Raw genomic sequence first — 20,859 nt, forward strand, 5'->3', positions numbered from 1 at the left:
TCCAAGTTTCTGTCTCTCGTGCCTGCTCTCTTCTCCAGAACCCAAGCCGCCAGTCCTCCTGACAAGCAGGGTGGAGAGCTGAACGTGCGTGATGCGTCCGACATCATCACGCTGAGCCTGATCTCGCACACGAATGCCGGCAAGACGACGCTCGCACGCACACTGCTGCGTCAGGACGTGGGCGAGGTGCGCGACGCGGCGCATGTGACGCTGTTCAACGAATCGCACACGCTGCTGGAGTCCGGCGGCTTCATGCTGCGGCTGTGGGACACGCCTGGGTTTGGTGACAGCGCACGATTGATGAAGCGCCTGAAACGCGAACGCAGCCCGGTGCTGTGGTTTTTGTCGCAGACCTGGGATCGCATCACCGACAAGCCTTTGTGGTGCAGCCAGCAGGCCTTGAAAAATGTGCGCGATGAAGCAGACGTGGTGCTTTACCTCGTCAACGCCGCCGAGCCCCCCGAGGTGGCGGGTTACATCGGTCCAGAGATGGAAATTCTCGGCTGGGTGGAGAAGCCGGTCGTCGTGCTGCTGAATCAAACTGGTACGCAGGGCAGTCCAGCGCTGGAAGCGGCGGAATTGGAGTCATGGCGCGAGCATTTGAAGCAGTTTGAGATCGTGCGTGATGTGCTGACGCTGGATGCCTTCGCCCGCTGCTGGGTGCAGGAGGACAAGCTCATGGAATCGCTGGCTCCACTGATGCAGGGGTCCAAAATCCCAAGTTTCCAGCAGATCAAACGTGCCTGGACGCAGCGGAACGTGAGCGTGTTTCAAACTTCCGTGCGCCTGATCTCCGAGCAGCTCACCGCCGCGCTATTTGACGGCGTGGATGTGCGTTCCGAGACACTGTTGGAGCGCGTGGGCTGGCAGCGCGATGAGTTGAACCGCGAGTACAATGATGCGCGGCAGAAACTTGCTACACAGCTCGCGGATCGCATCGAGCAGACGACGAACAATCTCATCGAAGCGCATGGGTTGAAGGGCGAGGCAGAACACGAACTCAGTCAGGTCGCCCGTGAGCATTTTCATCTGCCGCAGGCCGTTTCGGAGAACATCTGGGGCGTGCTGGGCAGTTTCGCTGGTGGTGCGATGGGCGGACTCATCGCCGACCTCAAACTAGGCGGCATGACCTTCGGTGGCGGCGCGTTGCTGGGCGGCATTGCTTCCGGCATCGGGGCCTATGCGTTGATTCGCAGCTACAATCTCGTGCGTGGCAGTGATCAGCGGCTGCGCTGGTCACGCGAGCATTTCCGCGAGCAGGTGAAGCTGGCGTTTCTGACCTACCTCGCTGTATGCCATTTCGGACGCGGTCGTGGTGAGTGGAAAGAAAGCGAGCAGCCGCAGCATTGGCGCGAGACTGTTGATGCCGTGACCGACCAGCACGCGGATGCGCTGGATCATCTGTGGAAATCCGGTGTGCAAAAAGACACGCAGCCCGCCGCCCTTTCCCGCCAGGCCCATCATCTGACCGGCGACTGCATGGTGGCGCTGCTGGAGCGGCTGTATCCGGGCGTGGATGCAGCTTCGTGGCGTGCTTGAGATGGCTGGCTGTGATCGCCACCTTGAGCATCAGTCTGCCAGATAGTTTGCGACAGCACGCTCGATCTTGGCGAGGTCCGCTGCTGTGAGTGCAGCGATGGCGTTCAGCAGCCGCGCCTTGGACACTTGGCGGAGTCCGGGAATGACAGCAAAGCTCGGTTTTCGGCCACCCGCCGTGACTTTGACGCGCAGCGGCCAGATTTCGCCGGGTTGGGTGGAGAGCGGCACCACCACAAGAGTGTTGAGGCTGCCATTCAAAACGCTGTTGGAGAGCACCACAGCGGGCCGCACCTTGTCCATCTCAGGTGGGCGGGCATCGCTCAGATTGACCCACACGACTGTTCCGCGTTTCATGCTTTGCGGCGTTTGGGGGCAGCGGCCAGCGGTGCAGACTCCCATTCCAGAAGCCAGGCAGCTTCATCGTGGTGTGCTGCCATCAATGCGGTGTAGGCCGTGGCCGCAGACTCCAGCGCACGGCGTTTTTCCTCACCGGCGATCAGTTCCCGCACAAAACCTGTCAGCGTCTGCTCGCGTGCCTTCAGCCTGCGGATGGAGGAGTGCAGTTTGGGGTCAACCTTGATGGTGGTGGCCTGCATAATGCCGGAAGGTAGGAGCAGTGTTGTTCGAGTCAACTACGGCGTGGCGTGCTTGAGTCTCGGATTCATGCAATCGGCGTTCGAGTCGTGACTGAAAACTCTGCCAGCTTCGCTGCGCACGAGCGCGGAAGTCGGCAGGTGTCACATCAAGGCTGCGCAGGCAGTCACGATGATCCCAGGAGACGACGGCGGCAGTGGCGAGGTGGATGGCTTGGAATTGCCAGCGCCAGAGGCGTTGCATGGCGGGGGTGAGTGTCTTCAAGCGCTCGAACAAGAAGTCGCGCTGGAAGGAGAGGTGGCCGATTTCATCGCGCAGGAGTTTTTTGGCGACGGTTTGGACAACGGGATCGCTGCAACGCAGGGCGAGCAGGCCGAAATAGACTTCGGCGATGAGTTCGGCGGTGAGAAGCACCTGAATGTTGAACTCGAGATTCACGAGATCGCGCAACCAGCGGAAGATGGAGTTCGTCCATTGTTTCTGAAGCAAGGTGCCGCGCAAATGAGTGACGGTGCGCGCGAGCAGGGCGGCGTGGCTCTGTTCCTCGGCGACGAAGAGATCGACGGCACGTTGGTAGCCCTTCAGATTTTCCAAGGAGGCGATGCTGCGGGTGTAGCGGCGCAGACGTGTGCCGCCGCCGCTTTCGCCGAGTTGAAACGTGGCGATGGAGCGTGCGAGAGCTGCGCGAACGTTTTCAGGAAGCACGCAAGGCGCCTCCGGGAGTTGAAGTTCGCGATTGAGACGGGTGTTGGCTTCGAAATGGTTGATCCAGTGTTGCGTGTTCATTTTGATGTTGGGTTAGGCTGCTTGAAGCATGGTGCGGAGAAATTCGTGAGCGGGTGTGGTGCGTAGTTCGGCGGCGATCTGGCGCAGGCGCTGCATGACGGCGTCCACGGTTTCATCGAGCGTGGAGGTGCCGGCGGTGACGCCGACATTGCGGGCGTCGCTGAACCAGGCGGGATCGAGTTCTTCGGGGCGTTCGATTTGCAGCGTGCGCAGGCCGTGGGAGAGGGCTTTTTGGGCAAGTTGGCGCGTGTTGTTGCTGTTGCGTCCGCCGATGACGACGATGTGGTCGCAATCGCGAATCAAGTCGTCCATGGCGGTCTGTCGCTGCTTCGTGGGATGGCAGATCGTGTCGATGAAGCGCACTTCGGAACTGCGGTGGAGGCGTTTGATGGAATCGACGAGTCGCAGCGCGATTTCGATGGGTTGTGTGGTCTGCGAGACGATACCGAGCTTTGGATGCGACGGGATTTGCATGAGGTCGGATTCATTGAGCACGACGACGGCTTGAGGAAAATCGCCGACGAGGCCGCGAACTTCGACGTGCTGGCTTTGACCAATGACGACGGGCTGGTAGCCATCGCTGACGAGGGTGGCGAGGGCGTGGTGCGCTTTTTTGACGAGCGGGCAGGTGGTGTCGATGACGGTGTGACCGGCGCTTTGCCACGCGTGGCGATGTTTGTCGGAAGCGCCGTGGGCGGTGATGGCGACTTGCTGAGTCGATGAACTGTTGAGGTCGTCGAGATCGCCGCGTTGAGCGCCGACAGCGGCGAGATGACGATCGACGAGCGGATTGTGGACGAGCTGGCCGAGGATGGTCAGCGGAGCGCGTTGGGCGGCGGTGTGGGTGGTGCGCAGGGCGTCGCGGACGCCGAAGCACATGCCGTGATGTTGAGCGAGGATGATGTTCATGGTGTTGTTGACTTTGTGTGGCAAAGTGAATGGGGAAAAAGAAGCGGGTTTAGGTCTGCTGGGCGGCTTTGACGATCTCGCCGAGGACTTCGACGTAGTCTTTGAAGGCTTTGCGTCCGGCGGCGGTGAGTTCGTAGCTGGTGCGCGGGCGGGTGCCGGACTCGTCGCGGGTTTCCTTGAGATAACCTGCGGTGCCGAGTGTGCGGAGGTGGGAGATGAGATTGCCATCACTCATGCCGAGTTCGGTTTTGAGATCTTGGAAGGCCCATTCGCCCCGCGTGGAGAGCAGCGTCATGATGGAGAGGCGGCCCTTTTCGTGGATGAGCTTGTCGATTTGATCGAAGTCGATCATTTCGGCTGCACCTCCACGAGTTTCGGACTGAAGAAGACGGCGAGGGCATAAATGACATGCAGCAGACCGAAGGTGAGGCCCATGGCGAGCGATGCGGGGGCGAGGTCGCTGGAAAGCAGGTCCACGTCTCGGTTCGCTGCCCAGGCGAAGAACAGCAGAATCCCGGTGATGACAAAGGCCCAGCCAAGGCGGGGCAGGGAACGCGGCGAGAAGCTGGCGGTGCTGAGCAGGGCGAGACCGTAGCAGAGAATCCAGATCAGGGCGGCGAGCGTGAGATTGTGCAGGAACACGATCAGGCCAATGCCAACGCAACCGCCGACGAGCATCGGCGGTGCAAAGGCCCGCAGTGCCATGCGCATGCCTTCAGAGACAAAGGGCTGACTGCGACGCGCGGCTTCTTTGGCGAGCAGGACGACGTTCAAGACGGAAGCGATGCCGAGAATGACGAGCCAAGTGGCAAGGAAACACTTTTCACACATCACGGCCTCACCGTTTTTTGCCAGCGCGTGTTGCACCGGCCAAGCGGACGCTACGAGGGCCATCACACCACCGACTAGTGCCGCCGGAGCGGAAACGGCTCGATAGATGTGCGCCTTTTCCATCAGGGAGCGGATGATGCGGAGGTTCTCCAAGGCGGCTTCGGTCGTGCTCATGCATGTTACTTTGCGCGCCAAAGTGAAGTGTGCAAGAGAAACTTTGTGACGCAAAGTGATGGGTTGTTTCGCTGCCGGAGGCATGAAACAGGCTTGGCAGAGTTATATAATTACCATAAGTTAAGTGATCATGCTCTGCGCAGCTTCTGCTTCGACTGCCTTCTCCACGCTTCGGTGGCGGCAGTGCTGTGGCTATGTGTTGGGGTCGATGTTGCTACTACTGGCTCCGGGAAATGTGCATGGGGCAGACCCAACAGCAGAGCAGCAGTATTGGCTCGAACTGACAAATCGCTTCCGCAGTGATCCACAGGCAGAGCTGGAGAAGTTGGTGAACTTTTCAGCGCCGGGCGTGTGGGGTTTGCCGAAGTCGGATGATTCGGGCATCGCCTACGCGCTGAACTTTTTCGGCACGAGCGCCACGGATCTAGTCACGCAGTTTTCCAGTCTCGTGGCGGCACCGCCGGTGGCTTGGAACAGTGCGCTGAACGTGTCTACCACGACGTATTCGAATCTCATGGTCAGCAACGACCAGCAAACACACACGCTGGACGGTCTTGCCCTGGATCAGCGCATCCAGAACGGCGGCTATAGCACAAACTGGCTCGAGGTGGGCGAGAACCTGTTCGCCTCGACGCAGACGATTACGCACGGCCACGGCGGCTTTGTGATCGACTGGGGCGATGGCAATGGCGCATCACCGGGTTTTGGCAACGGCATTCAAAGTCCGGCCGGCCATCGTAATGTGCTGGTGGATTCGGCCTTCAAGGAAATAGGCATTGGTTTTCAAAGCATCGCGATCCCCGGCAGCAACGTGGCGGCCATCGGCCCCTATGTAGTGACGCAGCATTTCGCCACGCAGTTCCGGTTTGATGGGGCGAGTTATTTCTCGGACGCGATCCTCACCGGCTCCGTGTATCAGGACACCATCGCTGCGGACGCTTTTTACACGCCGGGCGAAGGGCTTGCGGGCGTGGCGGTCAATGTTTACAACGACACCACCGGCATTCTGGTCGCGAGTGGCTTCAGCAACAACGCCGGCGGCTTCAATGTCTCGCTCGCCGGGCTTACGGACGGCGTTGTTTATCGAGTGGAAGCGCCTGACACCGCTTTGCCTGCGCAGACATTCTCGCTCACGGCGCACACTGAAGACTATGGCGCACCGGTGATCTTCTATGACAATGTCTATTCGTCCTTCATGATGGTCCCCGAGCCTGGCAGCCTGTTGCTTTGCCTTGGCGCAGGCTTGTTGATGCTTCGCACTCGTTCACGCCGTCCTCTTTGCTGATCCGCCATGAAATCACTCGTCTTGTTTCTCCTGTCCGTTGTTTCTCTCTTTGCCCAGGCCCCAGCATCGCCGCTCGCTACCGAGATTCGCGCGATCATCGACGAGTACGAAAACTCCGTGCGTGCCAACACGCAGAAGCTCATCGCCGCCGCCACAGAGGAGGAGAAAAACAAGTTTCGCGCCAGCATTCCCAGCGCCGGGCCTTACGCGACGAAGATGATGAAGCTGGTGCAGGCCAACCTGGATCAACCGGATGTCGTGAAAGGCGTGAACTGGCTCGTGACCGGCGCTGCGAGTTTTCCTGAGGGCCAGGAAGCGTTGAAGATGCTCGGAACCACCTTCGCAGGCAGCAAGGGCATCGCCGAGTCGGTGAAGCAGCTAGAATACCACGGCCTGCCTGCTGAGCCGGTGCTCAAGGCCGTGATCGAGAAGAACAAGAATCGCGAGGAAAAGGCCGCCGCGCTCTACGCGCTCGGCGCGATCCATTTCAAAAACTTCGACGCCTCTGCCGATCGTGTTTCCGGCGAGGCCTCGAAGGAGAAGGCGCTCGAGTGCTTCCAGCAGCTCAATGCCGATTATGCCGATGTCACGATCCAAGGCTTCAAGCTCTCCGACTTCACCGCGAAGATGCTCTTTGAGATGATGAATCTGCAAGTCGGCTGCGAAGCGCCGGAGATCGAGGGCATGGACGCCGACGGTGTCAGCTTCAAGCTCAGCGATTACCGTGGCAAACACGTCATCGTCATCTTCTGGGGCGGCTGGTGCCATGCCTGTCACGGCATCCTGCCGCTTATGAACCAAACGGCGGCCCAGCTCAAAGATAAAAATGCTGTGGTGATCGGTGTGAACACCGACATCGAGACCGAGGCCAAAAAAGCGCTCGCCGACTACCAGGTCAGCTTCCGCAACATCCTCGACAACACCAGCAGCGGTCCCAACACCACGCTCTACAACTTGCGCAATTTTCCGACGCTCTATCTCATCGACCCCAAGGGCGTAATCGCGATCAAGAATGGGGCGTTGGAGGCGATGGTGAGCCACATCAACGCGGCCAAATAGTCCGGCATCGCTTGGTTTGAGGACCGGGTCTGTGGTTCTTTTCAGCTTCCCAAATGGTTTAGATGTATTAAAAACTTGCCATTTCTATGAAAAACCATAATTATATGGCATTGTGAGGCTGGTTTCGGCCTCTTTTCACATGCTGCCCCTTATAGACCAAATTCTTGCAGATTCCGGCTGCGCCGATCTTCCTGCCGTGCGGCAGGCGGTGGAGGAGGCTTGCTTCAATCAGACGTCGTTCGTCGATGCCGTGCTGGATTGCGAAGGCGTGCGTGAACGTGATTTTCTGACGGCTCTCGCGAAGACTCTCGGCTTGCCATGGTGGGAGCCGAAGGATGAAGACCTGCCGGCCGAGCAAGGGATGCGCCGCATGCTTCCCGCTGAGATCGCGCTGCGTCATCGTTTGTTGCCGATTTTCACCGAGGAAACTCAAAGTGACGACGGCACCGAACCTGACCGCACGCTGCACATCGCCACGTTTGATCCTTTGAGCCTCATTGCGCATCAACGCGTGGCCGCCAGCCTCGCGATGCCGGTCGTCTGGCATGTCGGCCAGCGCACGCGCATCGTTGAGGGCCTGCAAAAGCTCTACGGGCTCGGTGCCGACACATTTGAGAAGATTCTGCGTGGTCGGGCCGACTGGGGCGCGGAAGATTTGCGTGATGAAGTCACCGTGCTCGATGAACCCGAGGACGAAGAAGCTTCCGTCGTGCGCTTCGTGAATCAAATCATCCGCCGCGGCCTCGAACAACGAGCCACCGACATTCACGTTGAGCCTCAGCAGGATCGCCTGCGCATTCGCTACCGGATTGATGGCCGTCTCGAAGAACTGCCCGTGCCGGAGAACATCAAATCGCTGCAAGCCTCCGTGATCGCCCGCCTCAAGATCATGGCGCGGCTCGACATCGCCGAAAAGCGTCTGCCACAAGACGGTCGCATCAATCTCGAACTCGATGGTCTCGCCATCGACGTGCGTGTTGCCACGATTCCGTCCGTCGAAGGCGAAAGCATCAGCCTGCGTCTCCTCTCGCAGCAGCAGGTCACGGTGAACCGCCTTGGCCTCACCGACAACATCCGACCTGTCGTCGATGAACTGCTCAAGCTGCCCAACGGCATCATTCTCATCACCGGACCCACCGGCAGCGGAAAATCGACCACGCTTTACGCCTTCCTCACCGATCTCAATCAAACACACCGTCGCATCGTCACCATCGAAGATCCGGTCGAATACAAGATGCCAGGCATCGTGCAGATCGCCGTGAAGCCCGAGATCGGCCTCACTTTCGGTGCTGGTCTGCGCAGCATTCTGCGTGGCGATCCAAACGTCGTCATGATCGGAGAAATGCGCGACCTCGAAACCACCGAGATCGCCGTGCGCGCCGCACTCACCGGCCACTTGGTATTCAGCACGCTGCACACCAATGACGCCATCGGCGGCATCACGCGCCTCATCGACATGGGCGTCGAGCCCTTCCTTGTCTCCAGCGCCGTTCGTGCGTTCTTCGCGCAGAGGCTGGTGCGCAAGCTCTGCCCGCTGTGCAAAGTGCCCACGCAGGTGGAGGAGAGCTACTTAAAGTCCATCGGCTTCCCCTCGCATCTGCCCGGCAAAATCATGCGCGCCGTCGGCTGCGAAGCCTGCCGCAGCAGCGGCTTTCAGGGGCGTCTCTCCATTTACGAAGTCTGCCTCGTTACCCACGCCTTGCAGCATCTCATCAACAGCCGCGCACATCCTGCTGAGTTTCACAAGCAGGCCATCAAAGACGGTTACATCCCGATGCGCGGCTACGGCTTCCAGAAAGTGCTCAGCGGTGAAACCACCATCGAAGAAGTGCTTTCCGTCACCGCCGCTTCGGATCGCCAGCACAATCCGCAAACCACCACCATCGCCGCTCCCACTCGCCTGGCCGCTTAAGCATTCGTCATTCGACATTCTGATTTCGTCATTCTCCCCATGCCCACCTTCGTTTATAGCGCTCAAGGCCCCGCCGGTCTCATTACCGGCGAACTCGCCGCGTCGGATCGCAGCGAGGCCTTTGCACTGTTGGGCAAAAAGAAAATCCAGCCCATCAAGCTCGAAGCTGCTGGTGAAACCAAGTCAGCCGCAAAAACAAAACAAGCGGCTGCGACCACCGAAACAATCACCGGTCCCATCAAGCTCAAGCTCGCGCAGGTCGTCCTGTTCATCGAAGAACTCGCCGATCTCGTCGGCGCTGGCATCCAGCTTGAGCCCGCGCTCGCGACGATGGAGCGGCGTCGTGAACTCTCCGGCATCAAAACGCTCGCCAGCGTCCTGCGTGGCAAAGTGCGCGATGGCATGGCTTTCTCCAAGGCCGTCGCCGCCACCAGTCCTAGTTTCGGCAAACTCTTCTGTGCTCTCGTTTCCGCAGGTGAGGCCAGTGGCTCGCTCAGCACCATTTTGAAGCGCCAGGCGCAATACATGCGCTCTTTGCAGGCTCTGAAGTCCAAGGTTCTTTCCGCGTTGCTCTACCCCGCTTTTCTTGTCGTCGCGGCGGTTTCGGTCACGCTGCTGTTCGTTGTCTATCTCATCCCGAAGCTCACCGAGATGCTCGATTCCACTGGTGGATCGCTGCCGCTCACCGCGCAGATCATCCTGAAGATCAGCGATACCTTCAAAGCCACTTGGTGGATGGTCATTCTCGGTGGCATCGTCGCTTTCATTCTCGGCAAGGCATGGCTTGCCCGTCCCGAGTCCGCCATCCCGTGGGCGCGTTTCAAACTGCGCATCCCGCTCTTCGGCGGCATCTTCCGCGCCCGCTTCTACGTCCAGTTTCTTGAAACGATGGCCAACCTGCTCGGCAACGGCCTCACCATGGTGCAGGCCATGCAGCTCACGCATCAGGCCATCGACAATCCTTATCTACGCCAGGAGTTTGAAAGCGTCATGCGCAACGTCGGCGAGGGCGTGGCACTCTCCCGTGCGCTCGACCGCTGCGCGCAGTTTCCGCCGCTGCTCATCGACATGGTCAACATCGGCGAGCAGACCGGCGACATGTCTGCCGCGCTCACCCGCGCCGCCGAGCGCTTCGACCGCGAACTCAGCAAAAAGATCGACACCCTCGCCGCACTCATCCAGCCCCTCATCGTCTGCCTCATGGCCGGCATGGTCGGCATCATGGCCTACCTCATGATGACCACCATCTTCCAGACCATCTCCAGCATGAACAAGTGACTCAACCCACCCACATCCCATGAAACACACCAGAACCCAACAACGCCATTCGTCTTCCGGCTTCACCCTCGTCGAAATGGTCCTCGTCCTCGGCATCGTCGCCCTCCTCGTCGGCGCGGGCATCGTCTCGCTCACCGGCGTGCTCGATTCCGGCAAAAAAACCCGCGTCAAAGGCGACCTCACCACGCTCACCTCCGCGCTGCGCAGCTACGAGACCGACAACATGTTCCTGCCCACCACCGAGCAGGGGATCTCGGCGCTCCTTGAAAAACCCGGTTCGCGTCCTGCCCCGCAGAACTGGACCCCCAAGCTCAAGAAGAATATTCTCGATCCCTGGGGCAACCCCTACCACTACCGCCGTCCCGGCACCAAAGACAAAGGCGGCTTCGATGTCTATTCCGCCGGTCCCGATGGACTCGCCGACAATGGCGATGACATCGGCAACTGGGATCTGTGACCGACGATGCCGAAATGAAGAATGACGAATTCTGAATGACGAACTGCCAATCCATCAAGAATCCACCGCAAGCCTCGCTGACTCCACAGCGCGGCTTTGCCGTCATTCGTCATTCCGCTTTCACGCTGATCGAACTCTGCCTCGCCATGACGATCACCATTCTTGTCATTGGTGTGGCAGTGTTGAGCATTTCCGGAGTGCGTGCCGAGGACAAGCTTCGTCGTGCAGCCGCGATCATCGAGACCACGGCGCGTCAAAATCTGCTTCGCGCGCTCAATAGCCAGCAAACGGTGCGCATGGAACTTTCCAGTGGGGCCTTCGGCGTCAGCGAAGAATTCAGTGGCATGTTGCAGGTGCGTCGTGTTGGAGAAATTGCGTTCCGTGCTCCAAAACGCGGTGAATCTTGGGAGTTCAGCCCCACGGGCATCTGCGAACCCATTGAAGTCCGTCTCAGTGGAGAGGCGGGTCAGATCGAGATCGGCTTCGATCCGCTCACCGCATGCGCGAAACGCAAAAGCATTCAGGTCAAAGGATGAAACACACCCGCACAGCATCGAACGCGTCTGGTTTCGCCCTTCTCGAAATCATCCTCGCCCTTGCGCTCTTCTCGCTCGTCGCAGTCGGCATGACGCGTGCGGTGGAAGCCATCGCCAAGACCTCCACTTCGGCCCGTCAGGAGGCCCAGGTGCTCCGCGTGCTTGAGTCCGTGCTCGCCGAAGTCGCGCACCAGCCTGAGTTCAAGGCCACCAGCTTCAATTTTCCTCCCACGGGTGATGGCATTGATGCCAGCGCCACGATTGAGAAGGTCAAACTCATCACCAAGGACAAGGTCGAGCTCGACCACATGTTTCGCATCCGCGCCGAAGCATGGATCACCGACGGGCGCACGCGGCGCATGAAACGCAGCTTGGAAACCTATGTGTATTCGCCCAACAGCCCGATTTGACGTGAAACAGCCTGCCAGGCTGTTCCGCAAGCAGGCTGGCAGCCTGCATCACGCCGCGTTCACCCTGCTCGAAGTCATCCTCGCGATGGCGCTCGTCTCACTGGTGCTCGGAGGAGTCTATGGCATCGCCAATGGCGTCATGTCACTCGGCAAGTCGATGAACAACGCCCGCGTGGCCGAGACGCGCATCAGCAACTTCGTCACGCAGTGGCGTGATTATCTCGAAACCATGCCTCCTGGCATCCAGCTCACGGCGGGAGCCGAAAAAGTCGCACGTGGCGCCTCCGGCAACCTGTTCATCCTCGGCGGCAAAATGCCATTCACCTGGAATCGTGCGCTCAAGCTCGCCGACGCCGTCGAATTCGGCCTCGTGCGCAACAAGGACTCCAAAGACCTCAGCCTCGTTGTCCGACATCTCAAACTCTCCGAGAAGGCCGGCACGCCGGACCAGCTCGACACCATCGCTGAACTGCCGATTCTCGACGGCCTCAAGCAGATGCAGTGGCAGTTCTATGAACCCGAGGAGAAAAAATGGTTCACGAGCTGGGATCCCAAGAAGCGTCCGCAGCCGCCGCTCTTCATGAAGCTGAAGTTCGCCTTCACCACCGATCCCCGCGAGCACGAATACACCTTCTGGATCGCGAATGATCTTTCCCAAGTCACCGCGCCTCAGGTTCCGCCTCCCTCCGCTCCCGCAACACCTCCACGCATCTAATTGGATTCATTCATGTTTCACCTTCGTCCCAGAACCTTCAACAACCACGGCTCCGCGCTCATCGCGGTGTTCTGGATGATTGCGGTGCTGGGCATGGTCATGTTTGCGGGTGCCAAAGCCCTTCAGGCCGACACGGAGTTCACGCGCATGATGCGCGGACGCATCTTTGCCAAGCGCTATGCGGAGATGGGCATTGAGGTGGCCCGTCATCCGGCGATTCAGCAGGATGATCCGCTGCTGCACTTCACGTCGGGCGATGGCGGCGGATACAACGTGACGCTCGTCTCCGAAGAGGCCCGGCTGAACATCAATCATCTCATCCAAACGGGCGACAAGGTGCTGCTGCGCCGTTTGTTCACCCGCTGGGGCTTCAAGCCGGAGTTTGTCGCCGCTTTGTGCGATGCGCTGAAGGACTGGGCCGATGCGGATGAGAACGTCAGCCTCAACGGCGCTGAGAAGCGCGAGTATGAGAAGATGGGTTTCGAAGGCATGCCGTTCAATCGTCCCTTCAAGGAGGTCGAGGAGATGCTGCACGTGCGCGGCATGGAAATCGTCAACGCTGAGCGGCCTGACTGGCGCGAGTGGTTCACCATCTTTGGTGATGGCCGCGTGGACATCAATGACGCCCGCCCCGAACTCATCTCCCTGCTGGCCGATGTGCCGATGGAGCGTGTGCAGCCGCTGCTCACCTTCCGCGCCGGACGCGATGGCGCGTTGCGCACGCAGGATGATCAGCGTCTCGCCAGCGTGCCGCAGGTGGCGCAGATGCTCGGTGTGTTTCATCCGCAGATCGTCGCGCAACTGACGCAATGGATTCAATTCGCCGGACCGATCCGCCGCATCGAGAGCGTCGGCTCGCTCGGACCGCTGCAACGCAAACTCATCCTCATCACGCAAGGTGGCCAGGCCATCTGGCGCGGTGAGATTCCCGCCCATGGCAAAGACACGTAAACCACCCTGCGAGCTTCTGCTCCCTTCGACGCACACCTGGCAGAGCTGGGCGGGTGCGGAGGGCGCGTCGTGCCAGTTCAGCGGTGAACAGACCGCTGAGGGAGCCGTTTTCGGCAAAGACGCGCAGCGTCGCGTGCTGGCGCTGCCTGCCACTCATTTCTGGGTGCTGCCCGCCTGGCTCAAAGGCCAGCCGGAGCACCTTCGCAGCATGGCGCTGCTGCATCTCGAGCGCATGGGCATCAAAGCTGACGACGATGAGGCCAGTGTGCAGGTGCGCAACATCCAGGGCAAGGAGGGCGCGTATCTCACGCGCATCCTCGCGCTGAAGGACCAGCCCGTGCCGCTGCGGGACTCCACACGCCTGCCGGACGAGGTGACGCTGCATGCGCTGTGTTATCCGTTGGTGCAAAACAGCATCACGATCTTCCGCGAGCTCGAGCGTCTCGTGGTCGCCATCACCAGTGGCGCGCAGCTTATCTACTGCACACCGCTTTCCGCCAACAAGCTCGATGGCAATGCGCTCGCCGAATTGAACAACATCTGTCTTCAGCTTGGCTTCCAGGGCGTGCTCGGCCGTCTCGAAAGCATCGTGCTGTGGATTGATGAGGGCGACATCACGCAAATCCAGCGCGTCACCGGTTTGACGGCCTACCGTTGCGACATGCCCGCGCCGACGATGCCGGCGCGCGGTTCCAGCCTGCTCATGCCGCAGGACGTGATCGCCGCCCGTCAAAGCCAGTCACGTCGGGCAAAGACACGCTTCATGGCGCTCACCGTCGGTGCGGTGATCGCCGCTGCGATTGCACTCGTCGCCACGCTCACCTCGCTCGCCTTGCAGGAGCGCAACATGCTGCGTGAGAAAGTCGCTGAACTCACGCCACGCTCTTCACGTGTGATGGATCACAAGAAGGCCTGGCAGGAGGCCGCGCCTGCGGTCGATCCCACGACATGGCCGCAGCAGATGCTGCTGCACTGCATGGAGCCGGAGTCGTCGAAGGAAGCCTCCATCACGCATTGGGAATGGACACCGGACCGCCTGAGCATCCGTGGCCGCATGCCGAATGCCTCGCTTGCCTTGCAATACACCAAGGAAGCCTCCGAGATCGAGGCGCTTGGCGTCTTCGGCTGGGAAATCCCCGCGCCGGTCATCGCCAGCGACAACAGCGCCACCTTTGAAATGAAAGGAGCCCGCGGCGAATGAAGAAGAGCGAAAAAGTGCTGCTCGGCGTCTTTGCCTTCCTGTTCCTCGCTCTCGTGGGCGGCGGCGGGCTCACGTTTGCGTTCAAGAATTACATGGCCATCCGCGAGGAGAACGAATCGCTGCGTGATCGTCTCGCGGACATGAACCTTGCTGTCTCGCAAGGCGCGGACTGGGCCGACAAATACGGCTGGCTCGAAGAAACCGTGCCCGGCTTCACCAGCCGTCAGGAAGCCTCCGCCAAGCTGCTCGAAGCCATCACCGGCGAGGCCGAAAAACTCGGACTCAGCATCGGCGGCAAGGAATTCCTCGAAGAGGCGAGAGCTCTCGGTCCTGACGGCCTGCCGCTGGATGAAAACCTTGGCTACTTCGACCAGGCCGCCGTGAAAATCACACTCACCGGCGTGCCGGAGAAGGCCTTCTTTGCGTGGTTGCATGCCTTGCAGCAGCCGAAGTCCTTCCTCGGCATCACCCGCCTTCAGATCAATCCCTCCGGCACGAACAAGACGGTGAACTGCGAGGTCGAGTTCACGCAGTTCTACCGCGAGAAAACCGTGCCCAAGGTCACCAAGACGAACTAATCATGAATGTTCCTCGTTCCCAGTTCCTCGTTCTTGGTTGGTTGCTGTTTAGCAACACGGACACCTTCGCCCAGGAGGCGAAGAAAGACGCCGCGCCCATGCCGTTTCCGAAGCTGGAGCACTTCGCGGCGTTGTGGGAGCGCTCCATCTTCACCACCAAGGATCTGCCCTCGCCGGATGCGCCCGCCGGGCCGAACTTTGCCGACAATCTGAGCCTCTCCGGCATCTATGAGATCGACGGCGGTGTCGTCGCCGTGCTGGTGGATCGTACCACCTCGCAGGTGATGGAGGCGCGCATCGGCTCCGAGAATGAAATGGGCATCAAGATTCGCAAAGTCACCCCCGGTGAGACGGTGGACAAGACCCGCATCCAATTGCAGAAGGGCGACCAGGCCGGCTGGGTCAGCTTCGCCGATCCTTCCGCCTCACAGCCCGCCGAGGTGATCCAGCGCGCGGTGATTCCCACGCAGGCTCCCGGCAAGGCCGCTTCCACAGCAGCAGCCCCCAATCCCATCCTGCCGCAACGCCGGACGCTGAACACCGCTCCCGCTCTGCCGAACAATCCCCTCCTGCCACCGCCTTCCATGCCGATTCCCACCACTCCCGTGAACGACGTGCCGCTGCCGCCGCCGTGAGGTTGTGGAAGGGGACTTTGATTCCAAGTCACAAGGGGATCGACGGACCGGAGAGCCGAGGCTCTGCGAGACAGGCGAAGCCAATCCGTCGTACTTTCACTCGCGGGTGATGGTTTCGTCGAGGTTGAGCAGGACGCGGGCGAGGGACTGCCAGGCCTGGGGCTCGGGGGAGCCTGAAGCGCGTTCGGCGCGAAGCAGCCGGGTCAGCGATTGGCTTTCGCGGTCGTTGGGAGGACGAGAAAGGCAGAGCTGGAAGGCCTGGGTGATGCGGGTGTCGTCGGTCTTGGCTTCCTTGAGCAAACGTGTGGCGAGGGCTTGGGCGAATTCGACGTAGGCGGTGTCGTTGAGCAGGGTGAGGGCCTGGAGCGGGGTGTTGCTGCGGATGCGGCGGGTGCAGGTGCTGAAGCCGTCGGGGGCGTCGAACACGCTGAGCGCAGGCGGCGGGGTGGCGCGGAAGATGAAGGTGTAGAGACCCCGGCGATAGCGGTCGGCCCCTTTGCTCACGGGCCAGGCGCGTTTGACCTGCCCCAAGGACATGACGCCTTCGGGAATCGGTGGATAGACGGGCGGGCCGCCGGTTTTGGGCGAGAGCAGGCCGCTGGTGGCGAGGCAGACATCGCGCACGACTTCGGCATCAAGGCGGAGGCGGTTTTGACGCCAGAGGAGGTCGTTGTTGGGGTCGAGCATCGAAGGCGAAGGGCGAAGAGCGGAGGGCGTAGAGTCAGAGAGCTGAGGGCTGAGGGCGGAGGGCGTAGAGTCGGAGGTCTGGTGCTCTTTGCTCTTCGCTCTTTGCTCTTCGCTGCTGCTGCTGCTTTGCTGATACGTGGCGCTGGTGACGATGAGCTGGTGGAGGTGCTTGAGGCTCCAGCGGTGCTCCATGAAATCGACGGCGAGCCAGTCGAGCAGTTCGGGGTGAGTGGGGAGGCGGCCCATGGTGCCGAAGTCGTTTTCGGTCTCGACGAGGCCGCGGCCGAAGTACTGCTGCCAGACGCGGTTGACGAGGACGCGGGCGGTGAGCGGGTTGCGGCGGTCGATGAGCCATTGCGCGAGGGCGAGGCGGTCGCGTTTCGTGTTTTCGGGCAGGGGATGGAGAACGGCGGGGACGGCGGGCTGCACTTCATCGGCGGGGCGGGTGAAGTCGCCTTTGATGAAGAGGGTGGTTTTGCGCGGCTGCGGCAGCTCCTTCATCACGAGGGTGGTGGTGCCGTTTTTGAGGGTGTTGTCGAGTTCGAGGTGGCGGTCGTAGAGCGGATTGAAGACGGGGTCCGCCGTGCCGGTCATGGCTTTGAAGAGGAGGCGGTGATCGGCGGCAGCGCGTTTGGCGGCGGGTTTGGCGAGGGATTTGAGCGCATCGGCGGGGAGGAGTTTTTTGGATGGCTCACCGAGGGTGGTCTCCCACTCTTGCAGCACGGCCATGCGCTCCTTGATGTGGGCGTCGATCTGTTTGAGCAGTTGCAGGTGGTCGGCCTTGAGCTTGTCGAGATTTTGACCGGGATTGGGAACGGGCAGGGTGGGTTCGTCCTGGTTGTTGAGGAAGGCGAAGAGCTGGTAGTATTCGCGCTGGCTGATGGCGTCGAACTTGTGATCGTGGCACTGCGCACAGCCGATGGTGAGGCCGAGCCAGACGGTGCCGGTGGTGGCGACGCGGTCGAAGACGCTTTCGATACGGAACTGCTCTTTGTCGATGCCGCCCTCCTGATTGATCTGCGTGTTGCGATGGAAGCCGGTGGCGATGAGCTGCTCGCGGCTGGGTGTGGGGAGCATGTCGCCGGCGATTTGTTCGAGGGTGAACTGGTCGAAGGGTTTGTCGGCATTCAGAGCGTTGACGACATAATCGCGATAGGGCCACATGCTGCGCGGGGCGTCGATGCTGTAGCCGTTGCTGTCGCCGTAACGCGCCTGATCGAGCCACCAGCGGCCCCAGCGTTCGCCGTAGTGGGGGGATTTGAGGAGACTGGCTGCCAGATCCTGGATGCTGGCGGCTGGATTCTTGATGAAGGCGGCGACTTCAGTGGGAGTGGGCGGCAGGCCGGTGAGATCGAGGTGGAGACGGCGGATGAGAGTTTCGCGAGCGGCGGGAGGGGAGGGTTTGAGCCCGGCTTTGGCGAGGCGAGCGTGAATGAAGGCGTCGATGGGGTGGGGCGAAGAGCGAAGGGCAGAGGGCGTAGAGTCAGAGGCTCCGGCTCTTTGCTCTTTGCCCTTGGCTCTTAGCTCTGGCAACGGTGCCTTCACAGGCTTGATGTAGGCCCAGTGGCGGTCGTCGCTGGGTTGCTCATCGGCGGGAGCTTTGGCTCCTTCGGCGATCCATTGCTGAATGAGGGCGATCTGGGCGGAGTCGAGCGGTCCACGCTTGTAGGGCATCTGCGGGATCTCGTCATGCGTGCCGCTGATGACCTGAATGAGAAGATCGGGCAATGCGGAGCCGCGAGAGCCGCCGGTTCGTGCGGCGGCGGCGGTGTCGAGCTTGAGTTTGGACTTCTGCGTGGTGGCACCGTGGCATTTGACGCAATGCTGCTGCAGCAGGGGCTTGATCTGCGTGGTGTAATCCACGGCTGCGGCGGCGCCGGTGGCGAGAGTCAGGCTGAGTGTGATGATGCGGAGAGGCATGCGATGAGAAGAGAACACGCTAAAGCGTGAACAACGTACGGACGGCGGGGTGCCGGGGCTTTCGAGATTGGCAAGAAAAACGCCGCACTCGCGCGGGGCGGGTGCGGCGTGGGTGACCTTAAGTCAGAGCGGCGAGATTACTTCGCGTCCTTCTTCGGCTTCGGGGTCAGCTCTTCCTTGGAGAGGGAGCCGTTTTTGTCCTTGTCCATTTTGCCGAAACGCTCCTCAGCCTTGGCAGAATCTTTCTTGGCCTGTGGGGAGGCGAGGTACTCTTCCTTGGAGAGGGAACCGTTGCCGTCCTTGTCGAGCTTCTTGATCAATTCTTCGGCGCTCGGGGCCTTCTTCTTGCCACCTTCGGCGGCGGGTTTCTTGGCATCGCCTTCAGCGGCGGGTTTCTTCGGAGCATCGCCTTCGGGCTTCTTGTCGCCTTCGGCGGCGTTGAGGGTGGCGGCGAGGGCGAGAATGGAGAGGATCGAGGTGATCGCTTTCATGTGTGTTTTCTGTGTTGGTTTGGTTTGATTGAAAGCGCAGATCTGGGTGGCCATGACCTGCGCGAGGCGTGTTAAACGAGGGGATGACGATTCCGTTTCAAAAAATCGCGGATGATTTTTTGCGGACGTGAATTACCACAACAAACGCAGCTCATAGCAAGCGTGCCGCCGCTTCGGCCAGGGCGCTGCGCTCACCTTTCACCAGCGGCACATGGGCGGCGAAGGGCTGGCCGCGCATGCGCTGGCGAGTGTACACGAGGCCGTTGCTGCGGCTGTCCACGTAGGGATTGTCGATCTGCGCCGGATCGCCGACGAGGACGAGTTTGGAGCCACGGGACATGCGGGTGACGATGGTTTTGGCCTCCAGCGGGGTGAGTTGCTGGGCTTCATCGAGTACGAAGAAGCGGTCCGGGATGCTGCGGCCACGAATGTAGCACAGCGCCTCGATTTCGATGATGCCCTGCTGGATGAGCGGATCGTACGGCGCGGCAGGCGCGGTGATCTGCTGCGGTTCGGGCATGAAACGGTTCTTTTTGCGTGCCGGGCCCTGCTGGGTGCCTTCCATCGGGCGCATGAGGAGATCGAGCGCGTCATACACGGGCTGCAGCCAAGGACGCATCTTTTCCTGCAACGAACCGGGCAGGAAACCGACGGTCTGACCCATGGCGACGATGGGACGGCTGACGGTGAGGCCATGATAGGTGCGGTTAAACACCTGCTGCAAAGCGGCGGCGACGGCGAGCAGCGTCTTGCCGGTGCCGGCCTGGCCGTAGCAGGTGACGAGGCTGATCTCGGGATCGAGCAGCGCATCAAGGAAACAGGCCTGGCCGAGGTTCATCGGTTTGATGGCGCGGCCCTGGCCGACCTTGATGGACTCGGGCGTGTGATGCAGCCGCACGAACTCGCCCTGCACACTCAGCTTCGCGGGCATGGTGGCTTTCTCACCAGCGGAGAGCAGCGCATAATCATTCACGACCATGCCGGCGGTGCGGTTCTCCGGCACGGTGAGGCAACCGCTGCTGGCAAAGCGTTGGAGTTCATGCGGACTGACTTCGACGCGGGCGATATCGAAGTTCGCCACCTCGCGCGGCTCGACTTTGTCGTGCAGATAGTCCTCGCACTCGATGCCCACGGCACGGGCCTTGAGCTGCATGTTGAGGTCTTTGCTGACGAGAATGACCGGCGGCGAGACCTGTTCCCGCAGCCAGAGCGTGCAGGCGAGGATGCGGTGGTCGGCTTTTTCCAACGCGGGGAAGATGCGCTGGAATTCCAGCACGCTGGGTACTTCGCAGGCGACATCAGGGTCATAAACGACGACGCGGATGCTGCCGCCGCCGTCGGTGGGAACGCCCGTGGTCACAGAGGCGCCCTTGGCGGAAAAGATTTTCATCAGCGCCCGATGCACTTCGCGTGCATTCGCGCCGCGCTCGGTCATTTCGTTTTTGAAGCGGTCCAGCTCGCTGAGTACATCCACCGGGATGCAGATGTGATGCTCGGCAAAGCGATGAATGCAGGCCGGGTCGTGAAGGAGGACGTTGGTGTCGAGAACAAAGGTCTTGGTGCCTACAGGAGTGGCGGGGCGGCGGCGGCGGGCGGGGGTGGAAGCGGTGGAATTCACAGAAGAGGGACCAGAATCAGACGTGCGGGTAGAAATGAGGGTTTGAGCTACGGATGCAGGATGGTCGTCGCGGTCCATGGTGGTTCAGTGGGTATGGTGTTTAACTGCCTTGAAATGGCGGGGACGGCTGTTCTTTGGCGCATGGGAAGTGCCAAGCCTACCGATCCCTGAATGTGATTTTTTGAATGAATCACGGTAATTGCCAAAGAGTGTCAGAGCGTCGAGATGCTGGCAAGAAATTATTCACATTGCTGAAGTTTATTCACAATTTGCAGTGCGCTTGAACACTGAGA

General features: G+C 60.6%; 22 protein-coding genes. 13 read left to right on the forward strand and 9 right to left on the reverse strand.

Going from position 1 to position 20,859, the window contains the following annotated elements:
* Positions 1 to 18 precede the first annotated feature (18 nt).
* Positions 19 to 1,539: a GTPase domain-containing protein gene (locus tag U1A53_RS14110; RefSeq protein ID WP_322281876.1), complete on the forward strand. Its 1,521-nt coding sequence runs from the start codon at positions 19 to 21 to the stop codon at positions 1,537 to 1,539.
* Positions 1,540 to 1,569: 30 nt separating this feature from the next.
* Here U1A53_RS14110 and U1A53_RS14115 read toward each other — a convergent pair whose 3' ends face one another.
* Genes U1A53_RS14115 through U1A53_RS14140 form a run of 6 tightly spaced genes read right to left on the reverse strand, consistent with a single transcriptional unit; the run spans position 1,570 to position 4,833 of the window.
* A complete protein-coding gene (locus U1A53_RS14115; protein ID WP_322281878.1) occupies positions 1,570 to 1,893 on the reverse strand; it encodes a type II toxin-antitoxin system PemK/MazF family toxin in 324 nt (107 codons plus the stop codon).
* The gene (locus U1A53_RS14120; RefSeq protein ID WP_322281880.1) at positions 1,890 to 2,135 is read right to left on the reverse strand and encodes a hypothetical protein; all 246 of its coding nucleotides are present in this window, start codon (positions 2,133 to 2,135) and stop codon (positions 1,890 to 1,892) included. The genes U1A53_RS14115 and U1A53_RS14120 overlap by 4 nt, the downstream gene beginning before the upstream one ends.
* On the reverse strand, positions 2,110 to 2,919 hold the full coding sequence (locus U1A53_RS14125) for a diiron oxygenase (RefSeq protein ID WP_322281881.1): 810 nt from the start codon (positions 2,917 to 2,919) through the stop codon (positions 2,110 to 2,112). The genes U1A53_RS14120 and U1A53_RS14125 overlap by 26 nt, the downstream gene beginning before the upstream one ends.
* 12 nt (positions 2,920 to 2,931) lie before the next feature.
* Positions 2,932 to 3,828 carry a 4-hydroxy-3-methylbut-2-enyl diphosphate reductase gene (ispH, locus tag U1A53_RS14130; RefSeq protein WP_322281882.1) on the reverse strand — a complete coding sequence of 299 codons (897 nt, stop codon included), beginning with the start codon at positions 3,826 to 3,828 and terminating at the stop codon, positions 2,932 to 2,934.
* A gap of 49 nt (positions 3,829 to 3,877) precedes the next feature.
* A complete protein-coding gene (locus U1A53_RS14135; protein WP_322281883.1) occupies positions 3,878 to 4,180 on the reverse strand; it encodes a transcriptional regulator in 303 nt (100 codons plus the stop codon).
* Entirely contained in the window at positions 4,177 to 4,833 is a 657-nt protein-coding gene (locus tag U1A53_RS14140; RefSeq protein WP_322281885.1) for a hypothetical protein, read from the reverse strand. Before U1A53_RS14140 ends, U1A53_RS14135 begins: the two co-directional genes overlap by 4 nt.
* A 130-nt stretch (positions 4,834 to 4,963) precedes the next feature.
* Here U1A53_RS14140 and U1A53_RS14145 point away from each other — a divergent pair, with 130 nt between their 5' ends.
* The 12 genes from U1A53_RS14145 (at position 4,964) to U1A53_RS14200 (ending at position 15,850) form a co-directional block, all read left to right on the forward strand.
* Positions 4,964 to 6,118, forward strand: a complete 1,155-nt coding sequence (locus U1A53_RS14145; protein ID WP_322281887.1) for a CAP domain-containing protein — start codon at positions 4,964 to 4,966, stop codon at positions 6,116 to 6,118.
* 6 nt (positions 6,119 to 6,124) lie between these two features.
* Positions 6,125 to 7,177 carry a TlpA disulfide reductase family protein gene (locus U1A53_RS14150; protein ID WP_322281889.1) on the forward strand — a complete coding sequence of 351 codons (1,053 nt, stop codon included), beginning with the start codon at positions 6,125 to 6,127 and terminating at the stop codon, positions 7,175 to 7,177.
* 139 nt (positions 7,178 to 7,316) lie between these two features.
* On the forward strand, positions 7,317 to 9,089 hold the full coding sequence (locus tag U1A53_RS14155) for a GspE/PulE family protein (RefSeq protein WP_322281891.1): 1,773 nt from the start codon (positions 7,317 to 7,319) through the stop codon (positions 9,087 to 9,089).
* A 39-nt stretch (positions 9,090 to 9,128) separates the two neighbouring features.
* Complete coding sequence (locus tag U1A53_RS14160) at positions 9,129 to 10,367, forward strand: type II secretion system F family protein (RefSeq protein WP_322281893.1); 1,239 nt, start codon at positions 9,129 to 9,131, stop codon at positions 10,365 to 10,367.
* A gap of 19 nt (positions 10,368 to 10,386) precedes the next feature.
* A complete protein-coding gene (gene gspG / locus U1A53_RS14165) occupies positions 10,387 to 10,824 on the forward strand; it encodes a type II secretion system major pseudopilin GspG (RefSeq protein WP_322281894.1) in 438 nt (145 codons plus the stop codon).
* 35 nt (positions 10,825 to 10,859) lie between these two features.
* Positions 10,860 to 11,360: a hypothetical protein gene (locus tag U1A53_RS14170; RefSeq protein ID WP_322281896.1), complete on the forward strand. Its 501-nt coding sequence runs from the start codon at positions 10,860 to 10,862 to the stop codon at positions 11,358 to 11,360.
* Positions 11,357 to 11,770, forward strand: coding sequence for a hypothetical protein (locus U1A53_RS14175; protein ID WP_322281898.1), 414 nt, complete (start codon positions 11,357 to 11,359; stop codon positions 11,768 to 11,770). The genes U1A53_RS14170 and U1A53_RS14175 overlap by 4 nt, the downstream gene beginning before the upstream one ends.
* Position 11,771: 1 nt before the next feature.
* Positions 11,772 to 12,485 carry a prepilin-type N-terminal cleavage/methylation domain-containing protein gene (locus U1A53_RS14180; protein WP_322281900.1) on the forward strand — a complete coding sequence of 238 codons (714 nt, stop codon included), beginning with the start codon at positions 11,772 to 11,774 and terminating at the stop codon, positions 12,483 to 12,485.
* Positions 12,486 to 12,497: 12 nt separating this feature from the next.
* Positions 12,498 to 13,436: a type II secretion system protein GspK gene (locus tag U1A53_RS14185; RefSeq protein ID WP_322281902.1), complete on the forward strand. Its 939-nt coding sequence runs from the start codon at positions 12,498 to 12,500 to the stop codon at positions 13,434 to 13,436.
* The gene (locus tag U1A53_RS14190) at positions 13,420 to 14,637 is read left to right on the forward strand and encodes a hypothetical protein (RefSeq protein ID WP_322281904.1); all 1,218 of its coding nucleotides are present in this window, start codon (positions 13,420 to 13,422) and stop codon (positions 14,635 to 14,637) included. Before U1A53_RS14185 ends, U1A53_RS14190 begins: the two co-directional genes overlap by 17 nt.
* The gene (locus U1A53_RS14195) at positions 14,634 to 15,215 is read left to right on the forward strand and encodes a hypothetical protein (RefSeq protein ID WP_322281906.1); all 582 of its coding nucleotides are present in this window, start codon (positions 14,634 to 14,636) and stop codon (positions 15,213 to 15,215) included. The genes U1A53_RS14190 and U1A53_RS14195 overlap by 4 nt, the downstream gene beginning before the upstream one ends.
* Before the next feature lie 2 nt (positions 15,216 to 15,217).
* Positions 15,218 to 15,850 (forward strand): hypothetical protein, encoded by a 633-nt coding sequence (locus U1A53_RS14200; RefSeq protein ID WP_322281908.1) that lies wholly within the window; start codon positions 15,218 to 15,220, stop codon positions 15,848 to 15,850.
* 96 nt (positions 15,851 to 15,946) lie between these two features.
* Here U1A53_RS14200 and U1A53_RS14205 read toward each other — a convergent pair whose 3' ends face one another.
* From U1A53_RS14205 to U1A53_RS14215, 3 genes are all read right to left on the reverse strand, one after another.
* The gene (locus tag U1A53_RS14205) at positions 15,947 to 18,457 is read right to left on the reverse strand and encodes a PSD1 and planctomycete cytochrome C domain-containing protein (RefSeq protein ID WP_322281910.1); all 2,511 of its coding nucleotides are present in this window, start codon (positions 18,455 to 18,457) and stop codon (positions 15,947 to 15,949) included.
* A gap of 137 nt (positions 18,458 to 18,594) precedes the next feature.
* Positions 18,595 to 18,948, reverse strand: coding sequence for an EF-hand domain-containing protein (locus tag U1A53_RS14210; RefSeq protein WP_322281912.1), 354 nt, complete (start codon positions 18,946 to 18,948; stop codon positions 18,595 to 18,597).
* A gap of 151 nt (positions 18,949 to 19,099) precedes the next feature.
* Positions 19,100 to 20,566, reverse strand: a complete 1,467-nt coding sequence (locus U1A53_RS14215) for a PhoH family protein (protein ID WP_322281914.1) — start codon at positions 20,564 to 20,566, stop codon at positions 19,100 to 19,102.
* Between the last annotated feature and the right edge of the window lie 293 nt (positions 20,567 to 20,859).

Source organism: Prosthecobacter sp., assembly GCF_034366625.1.
Lineage (GTDB): Bacteria > Verrucomicrobiota > Verrucomicrobiia > Verrucomicrobiales > Verrucomicrobiaceae > Prosthecobacter.

What these genes read in the sequence shown, in the direction of transcription:
- U1A53_RS14115 (WP_322281878.1), bottom strand. Translation starts at nt 1,893, where the DNA reads ATGAAACGCGGAACAGTCGTGTGGGTCAATCTGAGCGATGCCCGCCCA.
- U1A53_RS14120 (WP_322281880.1), bottom strand. Translation starts at nt 2,135, where the DNA reads ATGCAGGCCACCACCATCAAGGTTGACCCCAAACTGCACTCCTCCATC.
- U1A53_RS14125 (WP_322281881.1), bottom strand. Translation starts at nt 2,919, where the DNA reads ATGAACACGCAACACTGGATCAACCATTTCGAAGCCAACACCCGTCTC.
- ispH (WP_322281882.1), bottom strand. Translation starts at nt 3,828, where the DNA reads ATGAACATCATCCTCGCTCAACATCACGGCATGTGCTTCGGCGTCCGC.
- U1A53_RS14135 (WP_322281883.1), bottom strand. Translation starts at nt 4,180, where the DNA reads ATGATCGACTTCGATCAAATCGACAAGCTCATCCACGAAAAGGGCCGC.
- U1A53_RS14140 (WP_322281885.1), bottom strand. Translation starts at nt 4,833, where the DNA reads ATGAGCACGACCGAAGCCGCCTTGGAGAACCTCCGCATCATCCGCTCC.
- U1A53_RS14145 (WP_322281887.1), top strand. Translation starts at nt 4,964, where the DNA reads ATGCTCTGCGCAGCTTCTGCTTCGACTGCCTTCTCCACGCTTCGGTGG.
- U1A53_RS14150 (WP_322281889.1), top strand. Translation starts at nt 6,125, where the DNA reads ATGAAATCACTCGTCTTGTTTCTCCTGTCCGTTGTTTCTCTCTTTGCC.
- U1A53_RS14155 (WP_322281891.1), top strand. Translation starts at nt 7,317, where the DNA reads ATGCTGCCCCTTATAGACCAAATTCTTGCAGATTCCGGCTGCGCCGAT.
- U1A53_RS14160 (WP_322281893.1), top strand. Translation starts at nt 9,129, where the DNA reads ATGCCCACCTTCGTTTATAGCGCTCAAGGCCCCGCCGGTCTCATTACC.
- gspG (WP_322281894.1), top strand. Translation starts at nt 10,387, where the DNA reads ATGAAACACACCAGAACCCAACAACGCCATTCGTCTTCCGGCTTCACC.
- U1A53_RS14170 (WP_322281896.1), top strand. Translation starts at nt 10,860, where the DNA reads ATGACGAACTGCCAATCCATCAAGAATCCACCGCAAGCCTCGCTGACT.
- U1A53_RS14175 (WP_322281898.1), top strand. Translation starts at nt 11,357, where the DNA reads ATGAAACACACCCGCACAGCATCGAACGCGTCTGGTTTCGCCCTTCTC.
- U1A53_RS14185 (WP_322281902.1), top strand. Translation starts at nt 12,498, where the DNA reads ATGTTTCACCTTCGTCCCAGAACCTTCAACAACCACGGCTCCGCGCTC.
- U1A53_RS14190 (WP_322281904.1), top strand. Translation starts at nt 13,420, where the DNA reads ATGGCAAAGACACGTAAACCACCCTGCGAGCTTCTGCTCCCTTCGACG.
- U1A53_RS14195 (WP_322281906.1), top strand. Translation starts at nt 14,634, where the DNA reads ATGAAGAAGAGCGAAAAAGTGCTGCTCGGCGTCTTTGCCTTCCTGTTC.
- U1A53_RS14200 (WP_322281908.1), top strand. Translation starts at nt 15,218, where the DNA reads ATGAATGTTCCTCGTTCCCAGTTCCTCGTTCTTGGTTGGTTGCTGTTT.
- U1A53_RS14205 (WP_322281910.1), bottom strand. Translation starts at nt 18,457, where the DNA reads ATGCCTCTCCGCATCATCACACTCAGCCTGACTCTCGCCACCGGCGCC.
- U1A53_RS14210 (WP_322281912.1), bottom strand. Translation starts at nt 18,948, where the DNA reads ATGAAAGCGATCACCTCGATCCTCTCCATTCTCGCCCTCGCCGCCACC.